The organism is Streptomyces cavernicola (assembly GCF_029968035.1).
Lineage (GTDB): Bacteria > Actinomycetota > Actinomycetes > Streptomycetales > Streptomycetaceae > Streptomyces > Streptomyces cavernicola.
In genome coordinates, this window is sequence record NZ_JASCIQ010000016.1 from 101781 (window position 1) to 128133 (window position 26353).

Consider the following 26353-nt stretch of genomic DNA (forward strand, 5'->3'; position numbering starts at 1 on the left):
CAGGACCGGGACCGAACCCGTCAGAGCTTCTCGACCGGCGCGTATCTCAGCAGCAGCACCTTCGGCTTCGGGTCTCCGAAGTCGATCGTCGCGCGGGCCTTGTCCCCCACTCCCTCCACGCCGACGACCGTGCCGAGGCCGAACTGGTCGTGCGTGACCCGGTCCCCCGCCGCGAGCGACACCACCGGCTTGTCGCCGGATGTGCGCCGCGTCGCGAAGCCCGAGGGCCCGCCGCGCGCGCGGGAGGACGAGAGCGAGGAGGCGACCGAGCCGGCCGCGCCACGGGAGGGCGGCGGCGCGGCAGGTCCGGTGCGCTTCCAGTCCAGGTGCTGGTCGGGGATCTCCTCGAGGAAGCGCGACGGCGGGTTGTACGAGGGCTGGCCCCAGGCCGAGCGCATCGTGGACCGCGTCAGGTAGAGGCGCTCGCGGGCGCGCGTGATGCCCACGTACGCGAGGCGGCGCTCCTCCTCCAGCTCCTTGACCTGGCCGAGGGAGCGCATGTGCGGGAAGACGCCGTCCTCCAGGCCGGTCAGGAAGACCACCGGGAACTCCAGGCCCTTCGCGGTGTGCAGGGTCATCAGCGTGATGACGCCGGAGCCGTCCTCCTCCTCGTCCGGGATCTGGTCGGAGTCAGCGACGAGCGCGACCTTCTCCAGGAAGTCCGCGAGGGTGCCCGACTCGCCCTCTTCGCGCTCCTGCTCGAACTCCAGGGCCACGGCGGCGAGTTCCTGCAGGTTCTCGATACGGGTCTCGTCCTGCGGGTCCGTCGAGGACTGCAACTCGGCGAGATATCCGGTGCGTTCGAGCACGGCCTCCAGGACCGTGGCCGGCCCTGCGCCGGACTCGACGATCGTACGGAGCTCCTCCATCAGCGTGTTGAAGCGGCGGACGGCGTTGGCGGAGCGGGCCGCCATTCCGTACGCCTCGTCCACGCGCTTCAGGGCCTGCGGGAAGCTGATCTTCTCGCGCAGCGACAGCGCGTCGATCATGGCTTCGGCGCGGTCGCCGATGCCGCGCTTGGGGACGTTGAGGATCCGGCGCAGCGGAACCGAGTCCTCCGGGTTGGCGAGGACGCGGAGGTAGGCCAGGACGTCCCTGACCTCCTTACGCTCGTAGAAGCGGACGCCGCCGACGACCTTGTAGGGCAGGCCGACGCGGATGAAGATCTCTTCGAAGACGCGGGACTGCGCGTTCGTCCGGTAGAAGACCGCGACGTCTCCGGCCTTCGCGTCGCCCGCGTCCGTGAGGCGGTCGATCTCCTCGGCGACGAACTGCGCCTCGTCGTGCTCGGTGTCCGCGACATAGCCTGTGATGCGGGCGCCCTCGCCGGCGTTGGTCCAGAGGTTCTTGGGGCGGCGGCTCTCGTTGCGCTCGATGACGGCGTTGGCGGCGCTGAGGATCGTCTGCGTGGAGCGGTAGTTCTGCTCCAGGAGGATCGTCGTCGCGTTCGGGTAGTCCTCCTCGAACTGGAGGATGTTGCGGATGGTCGCGCCGCGGAAGGCGTAGATCGACTGGTCCGCGTCACCCACCACGCACAGCTCGGCGGGCTCGATCGCGGGGGCGCCGTCGGCCACCGGCTTTCCGTCCCCCACCAGCTCGCGCACCAGGGCGTACTGGGCGTGGTTGGTGTCCTGGTACTCGTCGACCATGACGTGGCGGAAGCGGCGGCGGTAGTGCTCGGCGACGTCCGGGAAGGCCTGGAGCAGGTGGACCGTCGTCATGATCAGGTCGTCGAAGTCCAGGGCGTTGGCCTCGCGGAGGCGCTGCTGGTACATCGTGTACGCCTGCGCCAGGGACTTCTCGAATCCGTCGGCGGCCTGGCCCGCGAAGGTCTCCTCGTCGATGAGCTCGTTCTTGAGGTTGGAGACCTTGGCGCTGAAGGACTTCGGCGGGAACTTCTTCGGGTCGAGGTCCAGGTCCCGGCAGCACAGGGCCATCAGGCGCTTGGAGTCCGCGGCGTCGTAGATCGAGAACGAGGACGTGAAGCCCAGGCGCTTCGACTCACGGCGGAGTATCCGCACGCACGCGCTGTGGAAGGTCATCACCCACATGGCGTTCGCCCGCGGGCCGACCAGGTCGGAGACGCGCTCCTTCATCTCGCCCGCGGCCTTGTTCGTGAACGTGATCGCGAGGATCTGCCCGGGGTGGACGTCCCGCTCCGCGAGGAGGTGCGCGATGCGGTGCGTGAGGACACGGGTCTTGCCGGAGCCCGCGCCCGCGACGATGAGCAGCGGCGAGCCGGAGTGGACGACGGCCGCGCGCTGGTTGTCGTTCAGCCCCTCGAGGAGGGCAGCCGGATCGACCGCGGGGCGGGGGGCGCCGTCGCGGTAGTACGCGTCCCTGGGCGGGGGCGCGTCGAAGCGGCCGCCGAAGAGGTCGTCCGGAATCTCCTCCGGAGCGGGCTCCTCGGGCGGCGGCGGGGGCCCGTGATCCTTGGGCTGCAGGTCCGCCAGGAAGCTGTCGTCAAAGAGGCTGCTCATCGCCTACCGAGTCTAGGCGGCCGCACTGACAACCCGTCCCCGGTTCCCGCAGCCCGCCCGGAACCGGGGCTCGACCGACTCCGGACTTCCGTGTTCAGCCGCTCACACAGAGCGAAAGTCACGAAAATGTATCGGGCCTATCGGACACCAACCTTCACAGCAGCCACACGAGTTGGCTACTTTGCTCGCGGGCCGCACGTACCTCCGCCGGCGAAACACGTCGGGAGCGCGCGGCCTGCGCCGAGTCCGGTGCGCTCCACGCGGGCAGCCGGAGCCGGGGACCCACCTTCATACCTGGGGTGAATCGGTCCCGTACACGAGCACTGCGTACGAGACCGTAGGGCAGCCCTTCCGAACCATCCGCCCGAACCCGACAGCTAACCCGGTAGGCGGCCAACGGAAGGAGCGCCTCCTTTGGCGTCGCACCGCAAGCCGCGGTCCAGGTCGGGTCTCATACGGACGTCCCAGGCCGTCGGCATCACCACCGCCGCACTCACCTCCGTCGCCCTGCTGTCGCAGACCGCGGGCGCCGCGCCCGCGGAGCCGAAGCCCTCGCTCGAAGAGGTGCAGAAGAAGGTCGACGACCTGTATCGACAGGCCGGCGTCGCCACCCAGAAGTACAACGCCGCCAAGGAGCGCACCGACCGGCAGCACGGCGAGGTCGACGGGCTGCTCGACCAGGTCGCCGAGCGCACCGACAAGGTCAACGAAGCGCGCCGGGAGCTCGGTTCGCTCGCCGCGGCCCAGTACCGCAACGGCGGCATGTCCGAGACCGCGAACCTGCTGCTCGCCGACGACCCGCAGGCGATGTTCGACCAGCGGCAGCTGATGAGCCGCCTCGGCGACCGGCAGAAGCGGGCCGTCGAGGACTACGAGTCGCTGCAGCGTGAGGCCTCCGCCGAGCGCGGCAAGGCGCAGAAGAGCCTGGAGACGCTGACCGAGTCGCAGGCGGACCTGAGAGAGAGCAAGCGGGCCGTGCAGGCCAAGCTCTCCGAGGCGCGCGAGCTCCTGTCGAAGCTGACCGCCGAGGAGAAGGCGCGCCTCGCCGCGATCGAGCGGGAGAAGGAGGCCGCGGCCAAGCGCAAGGCCGAGGAGCTCGCCCGCAAGCAGGCCGAGGAGGAGCGGCAGCGCAAGGCCGAGGAGGAGGCCCGCCAGGAGGAGGAGCAGAACTCCGGCTCCGACGGCTCGGACTCCGGCTCGGGCTCCGGCTCCGATTCCGGCTCCGACGCGGGCACCTCGTACGCCGCCAAGGCGCAGAAGGTGATCGCGTTCGCGGAGGCGCAGATCGGCAAGCCGTACGTGTGGGGCGCCACCGGGCCCGACTCGTACGACTGCTCCGGGCTCACGCAGGACGCCTGGCAGGCTGCGGGGATCTCGCTGCCGCGCACCACCTGGGACCAGGTGAAGGTCGGCACGACCGTGAAGACGGCCGACGCCCAACCCGGTGACCTGGTGTTCTTCTACGACGACATCAGCCACGTCGGGATCTACATCGGCAACGGCGAGATGATCCACGCGCCGAAGCCGGGGGCGAACGTGCGCACCGAGTCGATCTACTACATGCCGATCCACAGCGTGGTGCGGCCGGCGTGAATCCTGCTCCGCGCGTGTGCGCCTGCTCGCCACGCGTGTGCAGCTGCTCGCCGCGCGTGTGGGCCTGCGCCGCGCGTGTGAATCGGCTCCCGCGCGTGTGACGTGACACGCGTGGCCCGTACGGCGAAGGGCCCGGACCGCGACGGCGGTTCGGGCCCTTCTGTCACATCGGGCGGTGCTACGTCCAGAGCTTGGCGATGAAGATGTTCGCCACGGTGAGCGCGCCCACCGCGATGAACGCCCCCTTGGCCACCTTCTCCTCGTCGCGCTTCACGTACACGAGGCCGAGGATCACGATCAGCAGTGCCAGCTTCACGCCGATCTTGATGTTGTCGACCGGCTGGCTGTCGGCCTGGTTGAGGCCGACCAGGGCCACTCCGGTGACCAGCATCGTCACCGCGCCGTGCAGCATCGCGGGGGTGAACCGTGCCGTGCCCGCGCCCATCGCCTTCATCTGGGTCAGGAAACCGCCCAGAAGCGAGGCGATGCCGATGATGTGCAGGGCGACGAACACGTTGATGAGTACGTCCATGGCCCGGAGCCTAGCCGGGGGCATACCAGCACTCGACAGCCAGGTCGTGCGGGACGGGCGCATCGGTCGCAGGGGAGCCGAAAACCGGCACTACGCGCGCGTGCGCCCGGTCAGTTGCGGTCACGCTCCACTCTCTGCGGTCAGTTGCGCACATTCCGTCACCATCCCGTGACAGTGAGGTTTAGCGTCCTTGGCCAGGTGACCGGCGCAGCACCGCCGTCCCCGCCCCGTAGGGCGGCAGGCCGGTCACCTCCGCCGAGAAAGTCCGGCGGCGGCCCGCTCCCCCTGTGCGGGCCGCCGCCGGACGCGTAAGGAAGTGGATCCGTGGCCGCGCAGCGCAAGCACCGAAAACCCAGACACCGCTCGATCAGCGGCCATACGGCCCGCACCGCCGCCACCCTGGCTCTCGCCGGCGCGGCGTCCGGTGCGGCGTTCGAAGGGACCGGGCACGCGGAGCCCCAGCTCACGCCGGCCCAGGTGAAGGCCAAGGTCGACCGCCTCTACCACGAGGCGGAGATCGCCACCGAGCAGTACAACGGCACCAAGGAGCGGGCCGAGGCGGCCGAGGACCGCGTCGACGAGCTGCAGGACGAGGCCGCCCGCAGGACCGAGCGCCTCAACTCCGCACGTACGACGCTTGGTTCGGCCGCCACCGAGCAGTACCGCACAGGCGCGATCGCCCCCTCGATGCAGCTCGCCCTGGCCTCCGACCCGGACACCTATCTGGACCGGGTCATGCTCGCCGACCGCGCGGGCACCCGGCAGGCCGCCGCCGTGCAGCGCGTCCAGGGCCAGCTGCGCGAGCTCGACCGGCTGCACGCCGAGGCCGATCGCAAGAGTGACGAACTGGGCGCACACCGCGCGCAGTTGCGCAAGCACAAGAAGGACATCAACGGGAGGCTGGCCTCCGCCGAGCGCCTCCTCGACCGCCTCACCGCCGCCGAGCGCGAGCAGCTCACCGAGGGCCTGCACGGCGGCGACGCCGACTCCCGCGCCTCCCGCGACCTGCCGCGCGGCCCTCTCAAGGCCCCCAACGCGCGTGCCGCACAGGCTGTTTCGTACGCCTACGGCGCGATCGGCAGCCCGTACGTGTGGGGCGCCACGGGGCCGAACGCCTTCGACTGCTCCGGCCTCACCCAGGCCGCGTACCGTTCGGCGGGCGTCTCCCTGCCCCGGACGACGTACACTCAGATCAACGCCGGGCGACGCGTCTCGCGCTCCGAACTCGCCCCTGGCGACCTGGTGTTCTTCTACTCGGGCATCAGCCACGTCGGGCTCTACGTGGGCAACGGGCAGATGATCCATGCCCCGAACCCGAACGCCCCGGTCCGGCTCGCGCCGGTGGACTCGATGCCGTTCTCGGGGGCCACGCGGGTGGCATGAGCCCACGCCGGTTCCGTACGCGCGCCCGCCCCGGGCCCTAGGCGCCTGCTGCCGGATCCGTACGCACCTGCCGCTGCCGCTCGATCACCGCCCGGACGGCCTGAGATCGCCCAGCGGAAGCCACATCTTCACGTCGTCGAACCGCTCTTCGCCCACCGCGATCCCGCCCGGGAGCCGGCCCCACTCGCGAAAGCCGAGGCGGTTGTAGAGCTCGATGGCCGAGTGGTTGTTTCCGCGCACGCCGAGCGTCAGCAGCTCCATGCCCGCCGTACGCGCCTGCTCCACCAGCCCCGACACCAGCAGCTGGCCGAGGCCGAGCCCGCGCGCCGCCGGATGCGTCATCAACTGCCGCAGCTCACCGCTGTGTCGGTACGTCGCGACAGCGCCCCGCCGCTGCCAGAGGCCGCAGCCCGCGACCCTGCCGTCGACCGTCGCCACTGCGAACGCCGCGTCACCGGCTCGCACATCGGCGAGCACGGCGCCCAGCCAGGCGTCCGTCTCGTCCCGCGGGGGCGGGGCGAGATAGCCGATGGCGCCGCCGTCCGCGGTGACGTCCCCTATCAACCGGTGGATGCCGACCTGGAGTTGGGCCTCCTCCTCGGTCGGCCAGACGAGGGCGAGCTGCGGGCGGGTCCTGGCGGGGACGCCGGAAGGGATGTTCATGGTCAGCCATGCTAGGGGGCGCCGCCGACGTCGGGCGAAGTTGTCCACAGGCCCTGCGGCGGCGGCCTGTGCGGAGTTATCCACAGGCCGCACGGACGGGAACGCCTGTGCGGTACGTTCGCCCGCATGTCCCGCCTTCCGCTGCCTCCGCCTCCGCCGCCACCGCATCTGCGCACGTGGCCGGACCGGGACGCCCTGCTGTCCGACAGGGCCGACGCGTTGAAGATCCTGCACCGGCGCAGTCTCGGCCTGTTCCAGCTCGGCCGGCTGTGGTTGCTGGCGCTCCTTGCGCTGTGCGGCTGGTCGGGTGTCGCGGGCGCCGTGCAGATGGGCACCAGCGCCGACGGCTTCCCGATCGACGTGTTCATCGCGGTGCTCGTCGCGGCCGTCGGCCTGGCGGTCATTGCGCCGGCCGTGCTCGTCGCGGTCCTGTGGCTCCGAAGACAGCAGCGCATAGGTCAACTACGGGACGCCTGGCTGCTGTTGGACTCCGACGAGGCCGCCGACAACAGGCTCCGCTCTCCCGCACTGAGCCTGACCTGGATGCTGCTGTCGTTCGCGATGTGTGGGCTCGGCATCTTGAGCTCCTACAGCGCGGCGGCCACGGCTGCCGGCTCGGCCGCGATGTTCCAGCTGTTCCTGGGCATGGGCGGCGGGATGATCATCTGGGTGACCGGACTCCTGGGCATCCACAGGGCGTTCAGACACCGCCAGTGGGTCCTGTCCCGACTCGGGGACGGGAGCGGGCGCGGGAGCGGGGACGGGGACGGGGGCGGGGGCGGGGGCGGGGGCGCGCACCAGTCCACGCATTGACCGCCGGGTGCCCGCACCGCCCTGCCCCACCCCCGGACCGGGCCTCTCAGACCAGCCGCCTCGCCGTCGCCCATCGCGTCAGCTCATGCCGGTTGGACAGCTGCAACTTCCGCAGCACGGCGGAGACATGGGACTCGACCGTCTTCACGGAGATGAAGAGCTCCTTGGCGATCTCCTTGTACGCGTACCCACGGGCGATCAGTCGCAGCACCTCGCGCTCGCGCTGAGTGAGGCGGTCCAGGTCCTCGTCGACCGGGGCGGCGTCCGTCGACGCGAAGGCGTCCAGGACGAAGCCGGCCAGGCGGGGCGAGAACACCGCATCGCCCTCCTGCACGCGGAAGATGGAGTCGACCAGGTCGGTGCCGGTGATCGCCTTCGTGACGTACCCCCGCGCTCCGCCGCGGATCACGCCGATGACGTCCTCGGCGGCGTCGGAGACCGACAGGGCCAGGAAGCGCACCGGGTTCTCGGCGTCCGCCATGAGCGGGGCGCTGCGCCGCAGCACCTCGACCCCGCCGCCGCCCGGCAGATGCACGTCGAGGAGAACCACCTCCGGGCGGGTGGCCGTGATGACGGCGACCGCCTGCTCCACATCGGCCGCCTCGCCCACGACTTCGACGCCCGTGGTCTCCGTACGGCCGATCTCCGCCTGGACCCCCGTACGGAACATCCGGTGGTCGTCGACGAGGACGACGCGCACCCGGCGCGCGCCGGGCTCACGCTCGGGCTCGCCCTGCGTCTGTTCGGTCGCGTCACTCATGCCGTGGTCGCCCTCTCCATCTCCAACTCGACTTCCGTGCCCCCGCCGGGCACCGCGCGCAGCCGTGCCGTGCCGCCGTTGCGCTGCATGCGGCCGATGATCGACTCCCGTACGCCCATGCGGTCCGCGGGCACCGCGTCCAGGTCGAACCCGGGGCCGCGGTCGCGCACCGACACGAAGACCGTCCGGCCCTCGACCTCCGCGAAGACCTGGACGGCGCCGCCCTCGCCACCGTACTTGGCGGCGTTGACCATCGCCTCGCGCGCGGCCTGGAGTTGGGCGGAGAGCTTCTCGTCCAGTTCGCAGTCGCCCACGACGACGACCTCGATGGGCACGCCGTACTTGTCCTCCACCTCCGCGGCCGCTCTGCGGACCGCGTCGGCGAGGTTCTCCGGCTCTTCCTTTTCGGCCTTGCCGGTGGGTTTGTAGAGCCACGTGCGCAGGTCGCGCTCCTGGGCGCGGGCGAGCCTGCGGACCTCGCCGGGGCTCTCCGCGTTGCGCTGGATCAGGGTCAGGGTGTGCAGCACCGAGTCGTGTACGTGCGCGGCGACTTCGGCGCGCTCCTGGGCCCGGATGCGCATCAGGCGCTCCGCGGAGAGGTCCTGTGTCATACGAACGAGGTAGGGGCCCGCGAGCAGGGCTATACCGACGAGCACCGCGAGAGCCGCCTGCAGCACGGCGCCGAGGTCCCGGACGGAGCCCTGCAGCACGAAGATGCCGGTGACTCCGGTGCCGACGAGGACGACTCCGGCGGCGGTGCGCGCCAGGTTCAGCGTGCGCCTGCGGCGGCCGACCTCCATCCAGCGGGCCCTGCGGGCGTTGTCCGCCTGCCGCCAGACCAGGGCCACGCCTGCGGCCATGAGGAGCGTCGGCCACAGATAGACCTTGCCGGGACCGCTCACGTCGACACTGCCCACGAAGATCATCGCGACGACGACCATGGCGAGCAGCGCGATCAACTGCCCCTTGTCGACCTTGCGGACGACCAGTTTGCGGCGGCCGTCCGGACCGATCTCCGTCGTCACGGCGGGCTGCCGCTCGGCCGCTCCGGCCGCGCCCGCGCCGCCGACGCCTCCGACGCCGAGCGGGACGAAGAACCAGAACGCGGCGTAGAGCAGAGCGCCCAGCCCGTTGGCGAGGAACAGGCCGACGAAGACGAGGCGCACCCAGATGACGGGCAGCCCGAGATGGCCCGCGAGCCCGCGCGCGACCCCGCCGAGCCAACGGCCCTCGCCGCTGCGGTAGAGCTTGCGCAGCGGCTGCGGATCATCGGTGGCGGGTGCGGCGGTCGGCATGTCACCGATGGTCACACGGTGCGCGGCGGAAGACATCAGGGTCTGCCCCCGAGACGTCCCTGATCTCTGAGCTCCACCGTGTTCTCCGCACTCCGGCCCGAGCCTCGGCGCAGCGGGCAGGTGCCGCGCCGCTTCCGGGCCCGAGACGCTCAGCGGGAGCGCTCCGTTTCCGGGCCCGCGCCCCGGGCCCGCGCCGTAGCTCCCCCAACTCGGTCTCAGGGTCGGATCTCAGGGTCGGACCAGGGTCTTCCCGCCTGCCGAAGCCGGCCTCGCCCCGTCACCATGGACGCATGAACGATCAGGACCTGGCCGGGGCGAGCGCCGCCGAGCCGAGCGCCCCGCCGGGGCTTCGCCGCGAGCGGCCGCACCGCCTGCTCGGCGGCGTCTGCTCGGGCCTCGGCCGGCACTGCGATCTGGACCCGGTGATCTTCCGTATCGGCATCGCCGTGCTCGCCGTCACCGGCGGCCTCGGCCTGATCTTCTACGGCTTCGCCTGGCTGCTCCTCCCGCTCGACGGGGACGAGGAGAGCGAGGGCCGCAAGCTGCTCACCGGCCGGGTCTCCGGCGCCGGCCTGTCCGCGCTGCTCTGCGCGCTCATCGGCTGCGGCGTGTTCCTTTCCATGCTGAACAACGGCAGTGTGCTCACCTTCGCGGCGATGCTCGCCCTGCTGCTCGCGGGCGCGGGGTACTGGTCGCGGAACCGCCGGGCCGCCGACGCCACCCCGGTCACGGCCCAGAAGGTCGCCGACGCCCCGCCGGAGGCCCAGGCCCCGCCGGTCGCCGGGACCATGTCCTGGTGGCGCGACCCGATAGTGAAGGACGGCACGCACGAGGGCGGCACGGGTTACACCTGGGGCCCGGTGGACATCATTCGCGGCGACCGCCACCCGTTCCCGCTGGGACACAACTGGGTGTTCCACCACGAGCCCCCGGAGGAGTTCCCGGAGCCGCCCGAGCCGAAGCCACGCGGGCCACGCCGGATCGGCGGCTGGGTGTTCCTGCTCGCGCTGCTCGCCGCAGTGCTCGGCACCGCGCTCACCTGGAGCGACCACGGGGGCGCGGGCTCGCTCGGCCTCAGCCTGCAGGCCGGCCTGGCCTGCGCGCTCGCAGTGTTCGGCCTGGGCATCGCGGTGAGCGCGTTCCTCGGGCGTACGGGCGTGGGCTCGATCGTCCTCGCGGTGCTCACGGCAGGCCTGTTGGCGATCGCGACAGTCCTGCCGGCCAACATCGGCACGACCTGGACGCACAGACAGTGGCGCCCGACCGCGACGGCACAGGTGCGGCCGGTGTACGAGGTGGGCTCGGGCGTCGGCAGCCTCGACCTGACGGGCGTCGACCTGCGCAAGGGCCAGACCATGCGGACGGCGGTCGAGGTCGGGGCGGGCCGGGTGGAGGTGGTCGTGCCGGACGACGTCACCGTGCGGCTCCGGGTCGAAGTGGGCGTCGGCGACATCCGGTTGCCGGGCGAGGCCTCCGACGACGTGGACGTCGCCCCAGGCCAGGACCGCGCCGCCATGCTCAGACCGCCGAAGGGCACGCCCGAGGCCGGCACGGTCGACCTGAGACTCGAAGTAGGCGTCGGCCAGGCGGAGGTGAGACGCGCGGCGGCCGGTGCCGAGCCGGACGGACCGACCGAGCCGAGCGACCCGACCAGACCGACGGCACCCACGGCACCGACCGCCCCCACAGCGCCCAGAGCACTCGCCACGCCCGCAGCACTCGCCGCCCCCGCAGCACCCACCGCCCCGGCGAACCCGACCGCACCGACCCAACCGAAGGAGCCGCCCGAACGGACCGAACCAAGCGGCCCGACCTCCCCCGACACCCCGACCGAACCGAGCGAGCCCCAGCAGGAGCCCGCCCCGCAGAAGCCCGCCCCGCCGGAGCGCGTCCCAGCACCGTCCGCACCCTCGTTCCCGCCGGAGTAGCCCATGCTGAAGCACGAGTTCCAGCCCGGAAAGCTCGTCGCGGGCCTCGCCCTGCTCGCCGCGGGCGTGGCCTACGCGGGGGACGCGACCGGGGCCTGGCGCGTTCCGTGGTTCGTGCTGTTCCCGCTGGTCTGCGGCGGCCTGTTCCTCGCGGCGGTCGTGGCCGCGGCGGGCTACGGGATCCGGCGCCGCCGCTCCCGTAGCAGAGCGTCGAGGGAGAACGTGGGGGCGCCCGCGAGCAGCAGCGGGAGCCAGGCCATCAAGTAGGCGAGGTCGTTGCCGTAGTAGTAGGGCTCGACGGCCCAGCTGACCGTCAGCCACAGGCTCAGCGAGATCAGCGCGCCGCCGAGCGCGGCGAGGCGGGTGAGGAGGCCGACCAACGTGCCGAGACCGACGACGAGTTCACCGATGCCGATGGCGTAGCCGAAGCCGACGGGACTCTTCAGTGCGAGGTCCACGAGAGCGGGGATCGCCGAGGAGTCGCGGACGCCCCGCATGGTCTCGGCGATGGAGCCGGAGCCGGAGTCGGACATGAAGGTGGAGTCGGTGAGCTTGTCGAGACCGGCGTAGATGAAGGTGACGCCGAGGAAGATCCGCAGGGGAAGGAGGGCGTGCCGGGTGAGGGTCGCCTTCAGGCTGCCGCCGTCGGCCCGCGCGATGTAGGGGTCGCTCCGCATGCCGTGTGCCATGGTGCCCGCCGCCTCTCGTTGATCGGCCAACAGACCATACGTACGGCAGAAGGGCGCGCCTCACCAGTACCCGGAGCCGAACGGAGCGTTCCGGGATGTCGACGTCAGTCGGTCACCTCGACGACACAACGGTTGCTCTCCACCCCTGCTGCGGTGATGACCTGCACTTCCACACGGCCGGGCGGGATGTCCACGGGGACCGGAACCGTGAGTACCGAGTCGGTGGGATTGGTGAAGCCGCCGGGAACCGGAACGAGAGGGACATGGACATGCACGGGGCCGACACGGACGACGACGCGGGAGAGGCGGTCCGGGGCGCCGGCGCCGGGCGGTACGAATCCGGCGCCGCGGATCTCGATGTCGTCGCCGGTGCGGATCGGCGCGTCCAGGTCGCCCGGCTCGCGGGCACGGACCACGGAGAGGATCACGGGCCGGCCGCCCTCGGCGAACTTCCCGGCGAGGTAGGCGGCGGCCGAGACCAGCACGAGGAGGGCGAGCCCCCACGGCAGGTCGGGCAGCCGGCCGGGCTCGCGGGCGAGCCGGACGGCGGCGAAGGCGAGAGCCCCGGCGGAGACGAGGACGTACTGGACGTCGGTGAAGCTGCCCCGGCCCGCGTCGTCGGTGATCAGGTCGGAGGGGCGGGGCCGGTCGGCGGGGAGCTTCTGCAGCCGCTGCGCCTGGACGCGTACGACGACGAGGCGGCGCACCAGTACGGCGGCGGCGCAGACGACGGCGACGACGGTCAACAGGCCGAGGCCCGCGCCGAGTCGGAGGCCGTCGAGCAGGGCGGAGCGTTCACGTTCGGTCCCCGCGAGGGCGAGGCGGCCGGCCAGTACGAGCACGGCGAAGCCGGTCAGGAGGACCCAGGCGGCGGCGACGGCGCGGGAGGTGGAGAGCCGGTTGTCCTCGCCGACGAGGGGCGCGAGCGCCGCGCCGTGCGTCTGGTGGGCGTGGCCGACGGCGAGCAGGGCGCCTCCGCTGAGGGCGGCGGCGAGGGCGCCCGCGGTGCGGGCCGCGGTCCAGCCGGCGTCGATGGCGGTGAGGGCCTGGGCTAGCAGGAAGAGGGTTCCGGCCGCACCGACGGCGGTCAGGGTGCGGCGGTGCATCTGCCGCAGCCAGGCCCGCCCTTCGGCGCGGCCGCGCTCGGCGACGACGGCTGCCGACTGGGTCAGGGCGTCGGAGGCCCACTGCCGGGACGCGGCGGCCGAGTGGGCGAGGGCGGCGGGCAGTCCGTCGCCGGAGGCCAACGCGTCGCGCTGGGCGAGGAATTCGGCGACGGCGCGTCGATGTCCGGTGCGTGCGCCGTGCGGGCAGTCATCGCCGCAGGCGCAGCCGCCGTCGCGCGCCCCCTTCTCCGTCATGTGCACTGCCACGTGCGCTCCCCATCACTCCAACGATCCTCTTGACCGCCAACGCCCTTGATTTGATGGGGAATTGTGCCGCACTGCGGGGGCCTCGGGGGCGTGTTGTCAGGTCAGAGGGGGTGAGGGCCGTGGCGCGAGGTTGACTCGATCTTCCCGCCCGCGCCGGAGGCGCCCTACGACAGCAGATCCGGCTCCCCGCGGCTGACGTCCTGCCACAGCGGCTGGTAGTTGATCCACGCCACCAGGTCCGTGCCCAACTGCTCGCGCAGCGCCACCGCGTCCTTGTGGCCGATGAGCACCGGACGGCCGGCGGCGCGGGCCTCCAGCTGGACCTGGCAGGAACGCTCCATGGAGATGAACCACCAGGCGGCCGCGTCGACCGAGTCGCCGACGGTGAGCAGCCCGTGGTTACGCAGGACGGCCGCCTTGCGCTCGCCCAGGGCGGCGGCGATGCGGCGGCCCTCGTCCGCGTCGACGGCGGCGAGCGTCACGGCGTCGTACAGCGCGTGGTCCTCGTAGAACGCGCAGGCCTCCTGCGTGATCGGTTCGAGGAGCTCACCGAGCGCGGACAGGGCGCGGCCGCGCAGCGAGTGGCAGTGCGCGACGGACACGACGTCCGGGCGCGCCTCGTGCACCTGGGCGTGCACGGTGATCGCGGCCTGGTTGACGTGATAGCGCCCGTCGAGCACCTGGCCCGCGCCGTCGACGAGGATCAGGTCGCTGACGGTGATGTGCTTGAAGGGCATGCCGAAGGGGTTGACCCAGTAGCAGTCGGTGAACTCCGGGTCCCGGGCGGTGATATGGCCCGATACGCCGTCCTCGTACCCGAAGCGGCCGAACAGCCGCAGGGCGCCCGCGAGCCGTTCCTTGCGGTGCCGGCGCTCGTCCGCGACGGTCTCGTGCACGGGCGGCAGCGCGAACTGCAGCTGGTCGACGGGTATCGGCGTGGGCGCGGGCATGGTCGTCCCTCCATTCCTGGTGTACGGGGCGGAAGTTACCGTCGGTCAACCGAAGTGACCAGGGGCGTCCTGTGAAAAGAGTGCGCAGCCGACGGCGCGGCGCCGGGGAACACAACCCTGCGCACCCCTCGCGAGTCTGCCTGGGCAGACCACACGCATCACAGGAGGACCCGTGCGCCACCGCCCCCACACCCTGGCCGCCGGCTGCGCCCTGGCCGCCGCCCTGCTGACCGCCCCGCTCGCCCTCGCCGCCCCCGCGTCAGCCGAAGCGGCCAGAGCGGCCACCAGCGCCCCGGCCGCCGAAACGCCGGCCGCCGACGCCCCCATAGGCACGCAGCCGCGCGCGGACTTCGACGGCGACGGCAGGACGGACGTCGCCTCCGCCGCCCCGTCCGCCACGGTCGGCGGCCAGGAACGCGCCGGATACGTCTCGGTCGTCCACGGCAGCGGCCGCCACCAGACGATCACCGCGGCCGCCCCGGCAGGCGGTGCCGCGTTCGGCGGGGCCACGGCGGCACGCGACCTCGACGGCGACGGCCGCACCGACCTCGCCGTCCAGGACCGCACCGCCGTCGTCGTGCACTGGGGCTCGGCGCAGGGCCTCAGCGCCGAGGCCACCCCGCTGCCCGCGACCGCCCGCGCCGGCGGATTCCCGCTCACCGAGGGCGACTTCGACGGCGACGGCCACGCCGACCTGGTCGCCAGGGACAGCGACCCGGACGCCGAGTGGGGTCAACTGCGCGTCCTGTACGGCCCGTTCGACCGCGCGGGCGCCCCCGCCCGCAGCTCCGGCCTCACCACCGGCCGCACCTTCGAGCCGACCGGCCTGGCCGCCGACGACATCACCGGCGACGGCCGCGACGACCTGGTGACGACGCACGCCTTCGAGGAGATGTCGGAGTCGAGCCTGTTCTGGGCCGGTACCGCGAGCGGCCTCTCGACCAGCGCCAAGTCCCTGCCCGACGCGGCCGCGGCGACCATCGGCGACGTCGACAAGGACGGCCGCGGCGACCTGGTGATCCGCACCGTGCCCGGCGGCGTGGTGGAGAACCTGCCGTACGACGCGGGCACGATCAAGGTCCTCTACGGCACCGCGTCCGGGCCCTCGACGACCCGCACCAGCACCCTCACGCAGAGCTCCGCGGGCGTGCCCGGCGCGAGCGAGGACGGCGACCAGTTCGGCTACGCCCTTGCCGCGGGCGACGTGAACGGCGACGGCTACGCGGACATCGCGGCCGGCGTCCCGTACGAGGACCTCTCGGGCGCGGCCGGCGGCGGCAAGGACGCGGGCTCGGCGGTGCTGCTCAAGGGCGGCGCATCGGGCCTGACCGGCACCGGCGCCAAGGCGTACCACCAGGACACGGCCGGGGTCCCCGGAGTCGCGGAGGCGGGCGACCGCTTCGGCGCCTCGGTCGCCCTGCCCCCGGGCCTCGGCCTGGTCGCGGGCGCACCCGACGAGGACACCGCCGCCGGTCAGGGCTCGGGCGCGGTGTGGCTGCGCCTCGGCGTCTCCGGTACGTACGCGGTGAACCCGGGCGACATCGGGGCCCCGGCGCCGGGCGCGGCGTTCGGCACGTATCTGCGCTGAACAGCCGGTGACTGTGTAGGTCACGAAAAGGGGGCCGGGATTCCCGACAGGAGATGTCGGGAATCCCGGCCCACACTGAGCGCATGACGCCCATGACGCGCATGCCGTTCAGGACCACGTTCAACTGGGAAGCCTTCGCGACCGCCGAGCCCGACCTCGCCGCGGCCGTCGAGGAACGCTTCGGCTCGTTCACGCACCACGTCCTCGCGACGCTCCGCAGGGACGGCTCGCCGCGCACCAGCGGACTCGAAGTCCGGTTCCTGGACGGCGAGTTGTGGCTCGCGATGATGCCGGACTCGCGGAAGGCGCACGACCTGCGCCGCGACCCGCGCTTCGCGCTCCAGGCCAACCCGGGCGCGGGCCAGAGCATGGGCGGCGGCGACGTGCGCATCGCGAGCCGCGCCGTCGAGATCCACGACCTCGAGGGCCGCGCCCGCTACACCCAGGAGGTCGAGCCGCCGGACCCGGACGCCTTCCACCTGTTCCGCACCGAACTGACCCAGGTGGTACGGACGTTCGTCGAGGACGACACGTATCTGGCCGTACAGATCTGGAAACCCGGAGAGCCCCTCCGTACCGTCAGGCGGACGTGAGGGGCTCTCGACAGGGACCTACGAAGCCGGGGAGGTCACTCCCACTCGATGGTGCCCGGCGGCTTGCTCGTGACGTCGAGGACGACTCGGTTCACATCGGCCACCTCGTTGGTGATCCGCGTGGAGATCCGCGCGAGGACGTCGTACGGCATGCGCGTCCAGTCGGCCGTCATGGCGTCCTCGGACGAGACGGGGCGCAGGACGATCGGGTGGCCGTACGTACGGCCGTCGCCCTGGACGCCGACCGAGCGGACGTCGGCGAGGAGGACGACCGGGCACTGCCAGATCTCGCTGTCGAGACCGGCGGCGGTCAGCTCCTCGCGGGCGATGGCGTCGGCCTCGCGCAGCAGGTCGAGCCGGTCCTTGGTGACCTCGCCGACGATGCGGATACCGAGGCCGGGGCCGGGGAACGGCTGGCGCTGGACGATCTCGGCGGGCAGGCCGAGCTCCTGGCCCACCATGCGGACCTCGTCCTTGAACAGCTGGCGCAGCGGCTCGACGAGCTCGAACTCGATGTCGTCGGGCAGGCCGCCCACGTTGTGGTGGGACTTGATGTTCGCGGTGCCGGTGCCGCCGCCGGACTCGACGATGTCCGGGTAGAGCGTGCCCTGCACGAGGAACGCGACCTCGGGGCCGTCCTCCTGGAGGATCTCCAGCTGGGCCTGCTCGAAGACGCGGATGAACTCACGGCCGATGATCTTGCGCTTGGTCTCCGGGTCGGAGACGCCGGCGAGCGCGGTCAGGAAGCGCTCGGACGCGTCGACGACCTTCAGGTTCGCGCCGGTCGCGGCGACGAAGTCCTTCTCGACCTGCTCGGTCTCGCCCTTGCGCATCAGGCCGTGGTCGACGTACACGCAGGTCAGCTGCGAGCCGATGGCCTTCTGCACGAGGGCCGCGGCCACCGCGGAGTCGACGCCGCCGGAGAGGCCGCAGATCGCGCGCTTGTCGCCGACCTGGGCGCGGATCGCCTCGACCTGCTCGTCGATGACGCTGCCCGTGGTCCAGCTCGGCTCGATGCCGGCGCCGCGGTACAGGAAGTGCTCGAGGACCTGCTGGCCGTGCGTGGAGTGCATCACCTCGGGGTGGTACTGCACGCCGTACAGCTTCTTCTCGTCGTTCTCGAAGGCGGCGACCGGGACCACGTCGGTGGACGCGGTGACGGTGAAGCCCTCAGGTGCGGCGGAGCAGGCGTCGCCGTGGGACATCCACACCGACTGCTCGGCGGGGGTGCCCTCGAAGAGCGTCGAGCCGGACTTGGAGACGGTCAGCGGGGTGCGGCCGTACTCACGGGCGCCGTTGTCGTCGACGGTGCCGCCCAGGGTGGTGGCCATGAGCTGGAAGCCGTAGCACATGCCGAAGACGGGGACGCCGGCCTCGAAGAGCGCGCGGTCGAGGCTCGGGGCGCCCTCGGCGTACACCGACGACGGGCCGCCGGAGAGGATGATCGCCGCGGGGTTCTTGGCGAGCATCTCGTCGACCGGCATGGTGCTCGGGACGATCTCGCTGTAGACCCGGGCCTCCCGCACGCGGCGGGCGATGAGCTGGGCGTACTGCGCACCGAAGTCGACGACCAGGACGGTGTCGGGGGCGGCAGCTGATGAGGATGAGGACACTGCTGGCACTGCGGCGGCCTTCCGGCGGTGGTGGGGAGGGGGGTCTCTACTTGTCGATTCTAACGGCGCGCGGGAGTGAGCTTTCGTCTCACCATCCGAACCCGGGACCGGCCCGCCTTGACCGGGTGTGTGCGCGTACGGCAATACTGTCCCCGTGAACAAGCAGAGCAGCGCCGTTTTCGCGGCCTTCGCGTTTACCTATGGCACCGGGCCCACCGGCTGCCATGGTCGTGCTGCTTGATCCACTGAAGCGACTTCCCAGGCGCCCCGGGCCGACAAGGCTCCGGGGCGTCTGTCGTTTCCGGGGCCTGATCCCCCGGGGCACACACCGCGACCACGAGAACCGGAGCCCCGAACATGACGACCCTCACCACCGCCGCCGCTGACACCGCCACCGCGAAGCCCGCCGCCTCCGCCGCCGAGCGCACCGGGGCCCACACCCCCGAGGCCGCCGAGCTGATCGGCGGCGAGCGGGAGCGGATCGACGCCCTCGACGACCGCATCATCGGGCTCGTACAGGAACGCATGGCCGTCTCGGCGGTGATCCAGGAGTCCCGGATCGCCTCGGGCGGCCGCCGCGTGAACCTCTCCCGCGAGATGGAGATCCTCGGCCACTACAGCGACGCCCTCGGCAAGCCCGGCACCGCGCTCGCGATGACGCTCCTCGAACTGTGCCGCGGCCGGGTCTGAGCCCTCGCCCGGTGAGCCCCTGTGTGCGCAACGGCGTTCGGGCGGACCTGAGTTCGGGTCCGCTCTCACCCGTACGGCGCGTGACCGGTGCGCGGCGGGCTTCGTTGGTCCCGATGTCCGTGCCAGCCAGGGGCGGGCCCGAAAGAACCACGCGTGGCTCCGCTGGAGCGATGAGACGTTACGGATGGTGCCGTGCGTCGTGGGACCTCGCTCCAGAGTGACCGGTCGGCAGGGGACAGCAGCCCGGTCACGAGGGAAAGATTGGTCGGCTCCGGGGACGCCCGGAGCCGGCCGACGGCTCGGCAGCTCGACAGCTCTGGCCAGAAGTGGCCGAAACGGTTGCGCGGGCCCCGGCTCATCCAGCACGATGCGTACGAGGCGACTTCCCAGCGCCGAGTTCCACAATTGAATTGCCATTGGTCAAGACCACTTGAGCGCCGCTTGTGCGCCGGGTCTCCGACCGGCTCCCCGAACCAGCGGCGCACCCCCCGGCGCCGCCCCGCCGCACCGACGCTGCCCTGACGTCGGTGCTGTCAGCGAAGGGCCCCGCAGCTCGCACTCTGCGGGGCCCTTCGCTGTACCTGCGGCCGGGCCGGGCCGGGCGAAACAGGCTTCCCGGATCAACGGATCAGCCGCGCGTGCTCGATCACGGCTCGATGACGGCGCATGGCCGAAACCGCACCCTCCGCAAGTGACCCAAGTCACATAAGGATTCTGTGAGTTGCGGTGCAACCATGCACTCCCTTCGCAGGTCATGCATGCGTATCAACGGCCACACCCGCGCCCCACCGCGGAGGCCTCTCCACCTCCGTACCGCGTGAGCGGTACGCCGGACTATCCGAGGTCTTCCATGAAGCTTCGCCGTGTACTGGCCACCGCGGCCGCTACGGCAGTCATAGCCCCGGTCGCGCTGCTCGCGGCCCCGGCCGCGTTCGCGACGGACGGAGAGCCGAGCCCGGCCCCGACCGCCACCTCCCCCGAGACCAGCCCTTCCGAGGAGCCCTCGGCCGAGCCGACGGACCCGGAGACCACCGAGCCGTCCGAGGCACCCACCGAGACCGCGCCCGGCACGCCCGCCCCCACCGAGGAGCCGACCGAGGCGCCCACCGAGACCGATCCGGAGCCGACCGAGTCGGAGCCCACCGAAGAGCCCACCGAGGAGCCCACGGACGAGCCGACCGAGCCGGAGGAGTGCGCCGACTCCAAGGTCGACGTCGACATCAAGGGCCTGCCCGGCAAGATCGCCAAGGGCTCCGGCTGGCACAAGTTCAAGATGACGGTCGCGAACAACTCCGACACCACCGTCAAGGACCTCTTCTTCGTCGCCGGCGCGTCCGCCGACAAGGAGGGCGAGAACGTCTTCAAGACCCGCCAGGTCGAGCTGCAGGCCCTCAACCCGGAGACGGGCGCCTGGGAGCGGATCGGCAACGACGGCCACACCGCAGGCTTCGTCGGCTGGACGGAGTCCCTGGAGCCCGAGTACCAGGTCGACATCCCGCTGCGCCTGAACGTCAAGCAGAGCGCCCCGGTCGGCGCGGGCTTCTCGCTCGGCGGCAGCGTGTACAGCGACGAGGATGCCGAGTGCGTCGGCTTCGGCCAGGTCGCGTACAAGTTCCAGATCGTCGGCGCGGGCACGAGCACCGGCGGCACCGAGCCGCAGGAGGGCGGCAAGGTTCCGGTTCCGGCCGAGAAGCCCAGCAAGGAGAAGACCGCCGAGGTCACCGGCAGCCTCGCGGAGACCGGTTCGAGCTCGGCGCTGCCGACCATCGGCGCGATCGGCGGCATCACGCTGGTCGCCGGCGCCGGCGTCGTCTTCGCCGTCAAGCGTCGCCGGGGTGAGGGCGCGGTCGCGTAACAGCGCCCCGACCCCCGCGTACGACAAGGGACCTGCACTCGGAGGGGGGTGCAGGTCCTTTGTCGTACGCGGTGCAGCGGCGGCTACTTCTTCGGGGGCATCGCAGGCATGCCGAGGAACGGGAGCTTCAGGGCGCCGAAGGCGTCCGCGGGGACCGTCGGGGACTTGGGCTCCACCGCGGCGAGGCGCTCGTAGGCCTGGCTCTGGGCGGGGCGCTGGTCGGCCTCGCCCTTGTTCGGCCAGAACGACATGGCGCGCTCGGCCTGTGCGGTGATCGTCAGGGACGGGTTGACGCCGAGGTTCGCCGAGACCGCGGCGCCGTCGACGACGGAGATGCCGGGGTGCCCGTAAAGGCGGTGGTACGGGTCGATGACGCCGCTCTTCGGGTCGGCGCCGATCGGGCAGCCGCCGAGGAAGTGCGCGGTCAGCGGGGTGCCCATGAGCTCGCCGATGTTGGACCCGGCGAAGCCGTTGATCTCCTCGGCGAGGAGCGTGGCCGCCTCGGTGGCCGCCTCGATCTGCATCGGGTTGGGCGCGCCATGGCCCTGACGTGCCGTCAGCAGGCCCTTGCCGATGCCCTTCTCCTTGCGGTACGTGGTCAGGGAGTTGTCCAGGGACTGCATGACCAGGCCGATGATGGTCCGCTCCGACCAGCGCCGGTTGGACAGCGAGCGGGCCGCCTGCACGGGATGCCGGACGCAGTTGCCCAGCCAGGCCGCGAACCGCCTTGTGCTGTACGGGACTTGGAGGACGGTCATGCCGCCCATCGCGTTGGAGCCCTTGCCGTAGCGCACCGGCTCGATGTGGGTGTCGCCGTCCGGGTGGATGGACGACGTGATCGCGACGCCCTTCGTGAAGTCCACCTTGGCGACGCCGTGCCGCTTCTTGTAGCGCCGGTTGTCGGTCTGCGCGCCCACCAGCGCCTCGGAGTTGGTGCGGGTCAGGTCGCCGAGCCGGTCCGAGATGCGCGGCAGCAGACCGTTGTCCTTCATGCGGTGCAGCAGCGTCTGCGTGCCGTAGGTGCCGGCGGCGATCACGACCCGCTCGGCGCGGAAGACTCGGCCCTTGCCCTTGCGCTTGTCGTTCGTGGGCAGGGTGGCCACGGCGAAGCCGCCGCGCGAGTCCTCGGTGACCGAGACGACCGAGGTCAGCGGGTGGATGGTCGCGCCCGCCCGCTCGGCGAGGTGCAGGTAGTTCTCGTTCAGGGTGTTCTTCGCGCCGTGCCGGCAGCCCGTCATGCACTCGCCGCACTCGGTGCAGGCCTTGCGGGCGGGCCCCGCGCCGCCGAAGTACGGGTCGGGGACCTCCGCGCCGGGCTTCGCCTTCGCGTCGCCGGTCGCGTCCTTGCCGTCGCCGTAGAACACGCCGACGGGCGCCATGTGGAAGGAGTCGCCGACGCCCATCGCCTCGGCCGTCGCCTTCAGATGGACGTCGGACGGCGTCATCGTCGGGTTGAGCCGCACGCCGAGCATGCGCTGGGCCTGGTCGTAGTACGGCTTCAACTCCTCCTGCCAGTCCGTGATGTCCTTCCACTGCGGGTCGTTGAAGAACGGCTCCGGCGGCACGTACAGCGTGTTGGCGTAGTTCAGGGAACCGCCGCCGACGCCCGCGCCCGCGAGCACCATCACGTTGCCGAGCAGGTGGATGCGCTGGATGCCGTAGAGGCCGAGCGCCGGAGCCCACAGGTAGTTCTTCAGGTCCCAGGAGTTCTTCGGCAGCTCGGCGCGGGTGAAGCGGCGGCCCGCCTCCAGGACGCCGACGCGGTAGCCCTTCTCCGTCAGGCGCAGCGCGGTGACGCTGCCGCCGAAGCCCGAGCCCACGACCAGGACGTCGTAGTCGTAACTCCCGTCCTGCTCTGGGCGGTTGTGGACAGACTCGTCCTGTGACACCGATACCTCCGTAGAAACGTGCAGGTCAGCCGCGTGCGGGCGGAGAGTGGTCAGCGGAGCCGGAACGCCTTCATCGCGCGCAGGCTGCGGCTCATGAACGCCGCGTACTTCTCGTCGTCCATGCCGAAGGACGGGGCCATCGGCATGATCCGCTGGGTGGCCACGGTCTGTGCCTCGGTGTACTTGAGGATGCCCTCGGAGCCGTGCCTGCGGCCGAGGCCGGAGTCCTTCATGCCGCCCATCGGCGACTGCACGCTGCCGTACGCCGGGGCGTAGCCCTCGTTGACGTTGACGGTGCCGGTGCGCAGCCGGGCGGCGACGGCGCGGCCACGGCGGGCGTCCTTCGTCCAGACCGAGGAATTCAGGCCGTACGAGGTGGAGTTGGCGAGCTCGATCGCCTCGTCCTCGTCGCTGTAGCGGTAGATGGAGACGACCGGGCCGAAGGTCTCCTCGTTACACACGGCCATCGGGGCCTCGACGCCGTCGAGGATCGTCGGCTCGTAGAAGTACGGGCCGATGTCCGGACGCGCCTGGCCGCCCGCGACGAGGGTGGCGCCCTTGGCGACGGCCTCCTCGACGTGCCGCTTCACGGTCTCCAGCTGGCGCTCGCCGACGAGCGAGCCCATGTCCGCGCCGTACGCGAGGGACGTACCGAGGCGCATCGCGCGGGTGCGGGCGGCGAAGCGGGCCACGAACTCGTCGGCGATCGACTCGTGGACGTACAACCGCTCGATGGAGATGCAGAGTTGGCCCGCGGACGAGAAACAGGCACGGACCGCGCCGGCGGCGGCCTTGTCCATGTCGGCGTCCTGGAGGACCAGCATGGCGTTCTTGCCGCCGAGTTCGAGCGATACGCCGACCAGGCGGGCGGCCGCGCCCTGCGCGACCTCGCGGCCGGTGCGGGTGGAGCCGGTGAACGAGACGTAGTCGGCGTGCTTGACCAACTCCGGCCCCACGACCGGGCCTTCGCCGAGGACGACCTGGAACACCTCGGCCGGGAGGCCCGCCTCGATCAGCAGGTCGCGGGCCCACAGGGCGGTCAGGCAGGTCTCGGTGTCGGGCTTCATCACGACGGCGTTGCCGGACACGAAGGCCGGGAGCGCGTCGCCGACGGACAGCTCGAACGGGTAGTTCCACGGCGCGATCTGCCCGACGACGCCGCGCGGGACCCGGTGCTCGACGACCTTGGTGAGCGTCGGCACGGCCCCGGTGTGGCTGCGCGAGCGCAGATACGAGGGGGCCTTGCGGCCGTAGTGCCGGGCGGCGACCGCGACGGCCTGCACCTCCTCGTGGGCGTGCAGGCGGGCCTTGCCGGTCTCCAGCTGGATCAGGTCGAGGACCTCGGCCTGGCGCTGAAGCACCAGGTCGTGGAAGCGGAGCAGCACGGCGGCGCGCTTGCGGACCGGCGTCGCCTCCCAGGCGCGCTGCGCGGCACGGGCCCGCTCGAAGGCCTTCGCCACGTCCTCGGGCGTGGACTCGGGCAGGTCCGCCAGCTTCTCGCCGGTGAGCGGCGTGTGGTTGGCGGTCCGCCCGGAGCCGACGACGTCCCGGGTGAGCTGGGCGATCAGCTCGGGCGTGACCACATCCACTGCGGTACGCGCGCCGGCGGGCGCCGGAGCGATGGGGTTGGTGCCGATGTCGTTCGTGCCCTGAGTGTCGTTCGTGCCCTTGGCGGGAGCCTGCGAGTCCGTCATGAGCGTGAGCGTACGACCCCGGAAACCATTTGGGTACCCGTCGGTAACGAGGTTTCACGGAGTGCGCACATCGCGCCAGTGGTTGCTGGCAGCAAAGGGGCTGATCAGGGGTGTTGTCGGCACCCCTGACCCCGTTCGGTCAGAGTTTGTCGATCTGCAGGCTGTCGATCGCGGCCTGGGCCACTTCACGGCCCCGCTCGGTCATGTCGCCCTTGCCGGGGTACCGGACGGTGAGCTTGTACATGTCGCCGGCCTTGGTGCGGTAGTAGAAGATCTTGGCCTCGCGGGGGATCCGGACCTCGTCCGGGTCCACCTCGTACCGGACGGTGTTCTCGGCGGCCTTCTGCTCCTGGTACGTCACGTTGTTCTTGGTGGTGACCTTGACCGACTCCATACCGTTGTCCGGCAGGATGTCGGATGTGGAGGACGTGTTGCCGTCCTGCAGCTCTTCGGCGTCATCGAACGCCTCGGCCGCCGCGCTGCCGCTGATCTCTTCGGATGTGTCATCCGACTTCTTGTACAGGCGCAGCTGGACGTTGATCACGCCGCTCGGGTCGCTGTACTCGGCGAAGTACTCGCCCTCGTCCATGTCCGGGTCGGGGGCATCCGTCTGCATGTAGTGCGCGGGCAGATCGACGGATCCGCCGACCCCCTTGAACTCCTTGGCCTTCCACTCCTCCGTGCCCGAAGTCGGCCCCGCGAACGGGTCCGCGATCACCAGGCCCGCCGCGACCACGGACGCGAGGACCACCGCCACACCCCCGAACAGCACCTTGCGGCTGACCCGGACGCCGTCCACCGGGCCGCGGGCCGTGCCCACCGCCTGCGTGCGCGTCGGGGCCGGCGGGCGGACCGCCTCCTCCAGGAGCCGGCGGATCTGCACCGCGTCGGGGCGCTGGTTCGGGTCCTTGATCAGCAGGCGGTTGATGGCGTCGGCGAGCGGGCCCTTCGCGGCGTTCGGCGCGGCCGGGGTCGCGTTGATCACCGACTGGAGCGTCGCCGGGGTGTTGTTGCGGCGGAACGGCGAGACGCCCTCCGTCGCCGCGTAAAGGACCACGCCGAGCGACCACAGGTCCGACGCCGGGCCCGGCCGCTGCCCCAACACCCGCTCGGGCGCGATGAATTCGGGCGAGCCGACGAAGCTCCCGGTGTCCGTCAGGTTGGTCTCGCCCTCGATCTGGGCGATGCCGAAGTCGGTGAGGACGACGCGGTCGTGCCGGCCCAGCATCACGTTGTCGGGCTTCACGTCCCGGTGCAGGACGCCCGCCGCGTGCGCCGCCGCCAGGGCGCCGAGGACTTCGAGGCCGATGCGCGCGGCCTCGGCGCCGCTGAGGGTGCCCTCCTGCAGGACGTCCCCGAGGGAGCGGCCCTGCACGAACTCCATGACGATCCACGGCTGGCCGTCCTCGACCGCCACGTCGTGCACGTTCACCACGGCCGGGTGGTCCAGCTTCGCCGCGGCCCGCGCCTCGCGGCGCATCCGCTCGAAGGCGTTGGCCCGCTCCCGCTCCGGCAGGTGGTCCGGGATGCGCGGCTCCTTGACGGCGACCTCGCGGTCCACCGTCTCGTCCTTGGCCCGCCACACGGTGCCCATACCGCCGTGGCCGAGCTTGGAGAGCAGGCGGTACCGGCCCGCGATCAGCCGGCCCGCGCCCGGGTCCTGCTGGGCCGGCTGCTGCGCCGCGGCCTGGGTGGGGATGGCGTGCGGCTGCGGCGGCGGGGGCGAAGTGGGTGCGGCCGGCGGCTGAGCGGGGGGCTGCTGGGCAGGGGGCTGGTGAGCGGGGGGCTGCTGCCCGTACGGGGCGGTCTCCTGCTGGGCCTGCTGGTGCGCCTGCCGCTGGGCCTGCTGCTGTGCGTACGGATCAGCCGGGGCGCCGTACGGCCCCGGAGCGCCCGGCGGAGGCTGCGGCGGCTGCAGGCCGTAGCTCGTCGGGTCGTTCGATCCGTAGGGCGTTCCCCCGTGGTTGCTCAT

20 protein-coding genes, 1 pseudogene and 1 riboswitch are annotated in these 26353 nt (G+C 71.7%); of the genes and pseudogenes, 9 read left to right on the forward strand and 12 right to left on the reverse strand.

Translation table 11 applies throughout. The annotated features are described in order from the left end of the window. Positions 1 to 20: 20 nt before the first annotated feature. Entirely contained in the window at positions 21 to 2480 is a 2460-nt protein-coding gene (gene pcrA / locus QIS96_RS16920) for a DNA helicase PcrA (protein ID WP_282543433.1), read from the reverse strand. Between the two features lie 228 nt (positions 2481 to 2708). Further along, positions 2709 to 2888, forward strand: a riboswitch (cyclic di-AMP (ydaO/yuaA leader). Positions 2889 to 2894: 6 nt separating this feature from the next. Here pcrA and QIS96_RS16925 point away from each other — a divergent pair. Then, positions 2895 to 4073, forward strand: coding sequence for a C40 family peptidase (locus tag QIS96_RS16925; protein ID WP_282543434.1), 1179 nt, complete (start codon positions 2895 to 2897; stop codon positions 4071 to 4073). A gap of 178 nt (positions 4074 to 4251) precedes the next feature. Here QIS96_RS16925 and QIS96_RS16930 read toward each other — a convergent pair whose 3' ends face one another. Then, positions 4252 to 4605: a hypothetical protein gene (locus tag QIS96_RS16930; protein WP_282543435.1), complete on the reverse strand. Its 354-nt coding sequence runs from the start codon at positions 4603 to 4605 to the stop codon at positions 4252 to 4254. A gap of 324 nt (positions 4606 to 4929) precedes the next feature. Here QIS96_RS16930 and QIS96_RS16935 point away from each other — a divergent pair, with 324 nt between their 5' ends. Next, on the forward strand, positions 4930 to 5988 hold the full coding sequence (locus QIS96_RS16935) for a C40 family peptidase (protein ID WP_282543436.1): 1059 nt from the start codon (positions 4930 to 4932) through the stop codon (positions 5986 to 5988). An 84-nt stretch (positions 5989 to 6072) separates the two neighbouring features. Here the strand turns inward: QIS96_RS16935 and QIS96_RS16940 are convergent, their stop codons facing one another. Beyond that, positions 6073 to 6651 carry a GNAT family N-acetyltransferase gene (locus QIS96_RS16940; RefSeq protein ID WP_282543437.1) on the reverse strand — a complete coding sequence of 193 codons (579 nt, stop codon included), beginning with the start codon at positions 6649 to 6651 and terminating at the stop codon, positions 6073 to 6075. Positions 6652 to 6777: 126 nt separating this feature from the next. Between QIS96_RS16940 and QIS96_RS16945 the strand changes: the two genes are divergently transcribed. Beyond that, complete coding sequence (locus tag QIS96_RS16945) at positions 6778 to 7464, forward strand: hypothetical protein (RefSeq protein ID WP_282543438.1); 687 nt, start codon at positions 6778 to 6780, stop codon at positions 7462 to 7464. Positions 7465 to 7510: 46 nt separating this feature from the next. Here the strand turns inward: QIS96_RS16945 and QIS96_RS16950 are convergent, their stop codons facing one another. Further along, entirely contained in the window at positions 7511 to 8224 is a 714-nt protein-coding gene (locus tag QIS96_RS16950; protein ID WP_282543439.1) for a LuxR C-terminal-related transcriptional regulator, read from the reverse strand. Then, positions 8221 to 9519 carry an ATP-binding protein gene (locus QIS96_RS16955; protein WP_282543440.1) on the reverse strand — a complete coding sequence of 433 codons (1299 nt, stop codon included), beginning with the start codon at positions 9517 to 9519 and terminating at the stop codon, positions 8221 to 8223. The genes QIS96_RS16950 and QIS96_RS16955 overlap by 4 nt, the downstream gene beginning before the upstream one ends. 290 nt (positions 9520 to 9809) lie before the next feature. Between QIS96_RS16955 and QIS96_RS16960 the strand changes: the two are divergent. After that, positions 9810 to 11129: pseudogene (locus QIS96_RS16960) on the forward strand (PspC domain-containing protein); the annotation flags it as partial. 321 nt (positions 11130 to 11450) lie between these two features. Then, entirely contained in the window at positions 11451 to 11714 is a 264-nt protein-coding gene (locus tag QIS96_RS16965; RefSeq protein ID WP_282543441.1) for a hypothetical protein, read from the forward strand. Here the strand turns inward: QIS96_RS16965 and QIS96_RS16970 are convergent. The 3 genes from QIS96_RS16970 to QIS96_RS16980 form a co-directional block, all read right to left on the reverse strand. Next, positions 11621 to 12124 (reverse strand): DoxX family protein, encoded by a 504-nt coding sequence (locus QIS96_RS16970; protein ID WP_282543491.1) that lies wholly within the window; start codon positions 12122 to 12124, stop codon positions 11621 to 11623. The two genes, QIS96_RS16965 and QIS96_RS16970, sit on opposite strands and share 94 nt — an antisense overlap. Positions 12125 to 12240: 116 nt before the next feature. Continuing rightward, complete coding sequence (locus QIS96_RS16975) at positions 12241 to 13497, reverse strand: hypothetical protein (RefSeq protein WP_282543492.1); 1257 nt, start codon at positions 13495 to 13497, stop codon at positions 12241 to 12243. A 176-nt stretch (positions 13498 to 13673) separates the two neighbouring features. Continuing rightward, on the reverse strand, positions 13674 to 14459 hold the full coding sequence (locus QIS96_RS16980; RefSeq protein ID WP_282543442.1) for a class II aldolase/adducin family protein: 786 nt from the start codon (positions 14457 to 14459) through the stop codon (positions 13674 to 13676). A 172-nt stretch (positions 14460 to 14631) separates the two neighbouring features. On the opposite strand from QIS96_RS16980, the gene QIS96_RS16985 reads away from it, so the two are divergent. Further along, entirely contained in the window at positions 14632 to 16047 is a 1416-nt protein-coding gene (locus QIS96_RS16985; RefSeq protein WP_282543443.1) for an FG-GAP and VCBS repeat-containing protein, read from the forward strand. A gap of 83 nt (positions 16048 to 16130) precedes the next feature. Then, positions 16131 to 16640 carry a pyridoxamine 5'-phosphate oxidase family protein gene (locus QIS96_RS16990; protein WP_408907201.1) on the forward strand — a complete coding sequence of 170 codons (510 nt, stop codon included), beginning with the start codon at positions 16131 to 16133 and terminating at the stop codon, positions 16638 to 16640. Positions 16641 to 16675: 35 nt separating this feature from the next. On the opposite strand, the gene guaA is transcribed toward QIS96_RS16990, so the two are convergent. Further along, positions 16676 to 18253, reverse strand: coding sequence for a glutamine-hydrolyzing GMP synthase (gene guaA / locus QIS96_RS16995; RefSeq protein ID WP_282543444.1), 1578 nt, complete (start codon positions 18251 to 18253; stop codon positions 16676 to 16678). A gap of 357 nt (positions 18254 to 18610) precedes the next feature. Here guaA and QIS96_RS17000 point away from each other — a divergent pair, with 357 nt between their 5' ends. Further along, positions 18611 to 18943 (forward strand): chorismate mutase, encoded by a 333-nt coding sequence (locus tag QIS96_RS17000; RefSeq protein ID WP_282543445.1) that lies wholly within the window; start codon positions 18611 to 18613, stop codon positions 18941 to 18943. Between the two features lie 850 nt (positions 18944 to 19793). Next, positions 19794 to 20798 carry an LAETG motif-containing sortase-dependent surface protein gene (locus tag QIS96_RS17005; protein WP_282543446.1) on the forward strand — a complete coding sequence of 335 codons (1005 nt, stop codon included), beginning with the start codon at positions 19794 to 19796 and terminating at the stop codon, positions 20796 to 20798. Between the two features lie 83 nt (positions 20799 to 20881). On the opposite strand, the gene QIS96_RS17010 is transcribed toward QIS96_RS17005, so the two are convergent. The 3 genes from QIS96_RS17010 to QIS96_RS17020 all read right to left on the reverse strand — a co-directional run bounded on the left by QIS96_RS17010 (position 20882) and on the right by QIS96_RS17020 (position 26353). Beyond that, on the reverse strand, positions 20882 to 22687 hold the full coding sequence (locus QIS96_RS17010) for a GMC family oxidoreductase (protein ID WP_282543447.1): 1806 nt from the start codon (positions 22685 to 22687) through the stop codon (positions 20882 to 20884). A 50-nt stretch (positions 22688 to 22737) separates the two neighbouring features. Further along, the gene (locus QIS96_RS17015) at positions 22738 to 24381 is read right to left on the reverse strand and encodes a succinic semialdehyde dehydrogenase (protein ID WP_282543448.1); all 1644 of its coding nucleotides are present in this window, start codon (positions 24379 to 24381) and stop codon (positions 22738 to 22740) included. Positions 24382 to 24520: 139 nt separating this feature from the next. Continuing rightward, entirely contained in the window at positions 24521 to 26353 is a 1833-nt protein-coding gene (locus tag QIS96_RS17020; RefSeq protein ID WP_282543449.1) for a serine/threonine-protein kinase, read from the reverse strand.

What these genes read in the sequence shown, in the direction of transcription:
- QIS96_RS16955 (WP_282543440.1), bottom strand. Translation starts at nt 9,519, where the DNA reads ATGCCGACCGCCGCACCCGCCACCGATGATCCGCAGCCGCTGCGCAAG.
- QIS96_RS16940 (WP_282543437.1), bottom strand. Translation starts at nt 6,651, where the DNA reads ATGAACATCCCTTCCGGCGTCCCCGCCAGGACCCGCCCGCAGCTCGCC.
- QIS96_RS16980 (WP_282543442.1), bottom strand. Translation starts at nt 14,459, where the DNA reads ATGCCCGCGCCCACGCCGATACCCGTCGACCAGCTGCAGTTCGCGCTG.
- QIS96_RS16970 (WP_282543491.1), bottom strand. Translation starts at nt 12,124, where the DNA reads ATGCGGAGCGACCCCTACATCGCGCGGGCCGACGGCGGCAGCCTGAAG.
- QIS96_RS16945 (WP_282543438.1), top strand. Translation starts at nt 6,778, where the DNA reads ATGTCCCGCCTTCCGCTGCCTCCGCCTCCGCCGCCACCGCATCTGCGC.
- QIS96_RS16975 (WP_282543492.1), bottom strand. Translation starts at nt 13,497, where the DNA reads ATGACGGAGAAGGGGGCGCGCGACGGCGGCTGCGCCTGCGGCGATGAC.
- QIS96_RS17005 (WP_282543446.1), top strand. Translation starts at nt 19,794, where the DNA reads ATGAAGCTTCGCCGTGTACTGGCCACCGCGGCCGCTACGGCAGTCATA.
- QIS96_RS16965 (WP_282543441.1), top strand. Translation starts at nt 11,451, where the DNA reads ATGCTGAAGCACGAGTTCCAGCCCGGAAAGCTCGTCGCGGGCCTCGCC.
- QIS96_RS16990 (WP_408907201.1), top strand. Translation starts at nt 16,131, where the DNA reads ATGACGCCCATGACGCGCATGCCGTTCAGGACCACGTTCAACTGGGAA.
- QIS96_RS17020 (WP_282543449.1), bottom strand. Translation starts at nt 26,353, where the DNA reads ATGAGCAACCACGGGGGAACGCCCTACGGATCGAACGACCCGACGAGC.
- QIS96_RS16950 (WP_282543439.1), bottom strand. Translation starts at nt 8,224, where the DNA reads ATGAGTGACGCGACCGAACAGACGCAGGGCGAGCCCGAGCGTGAGCCC.
- QIS96_RS17015 (WP_282543448.1), bottom strand. Translation starts at nt 24,381, where the DNA reads ATGACGGACTCGCAGGCTCCCGCCAAGGGCACGAACGACACTCAGGGC.
- pcrA (WP_282543433.1), bottom strand. Translation starts at nt 2,480, where the DNA reads ATGAGCAGCCTCTTTGACGACAGCTTCCTGGCGGACCTGCAGCCCAAG.
- QIS96_RS16930 (WP_282543435.1), bottom strand. Translation starts at nt 4,605, where the DNA reads ATGGACGTACTCATCAACGTGTTCGTCGCCCTGCACATCATCGGCATC.
- QIS96_RS17000 (WP_282543445.1), top strand. Translation starts at nt 18,611, where the DNA reads ATGACGACCCTCACCACCGCCGCCGCTGACACCGCCACCGCGAAGCCC.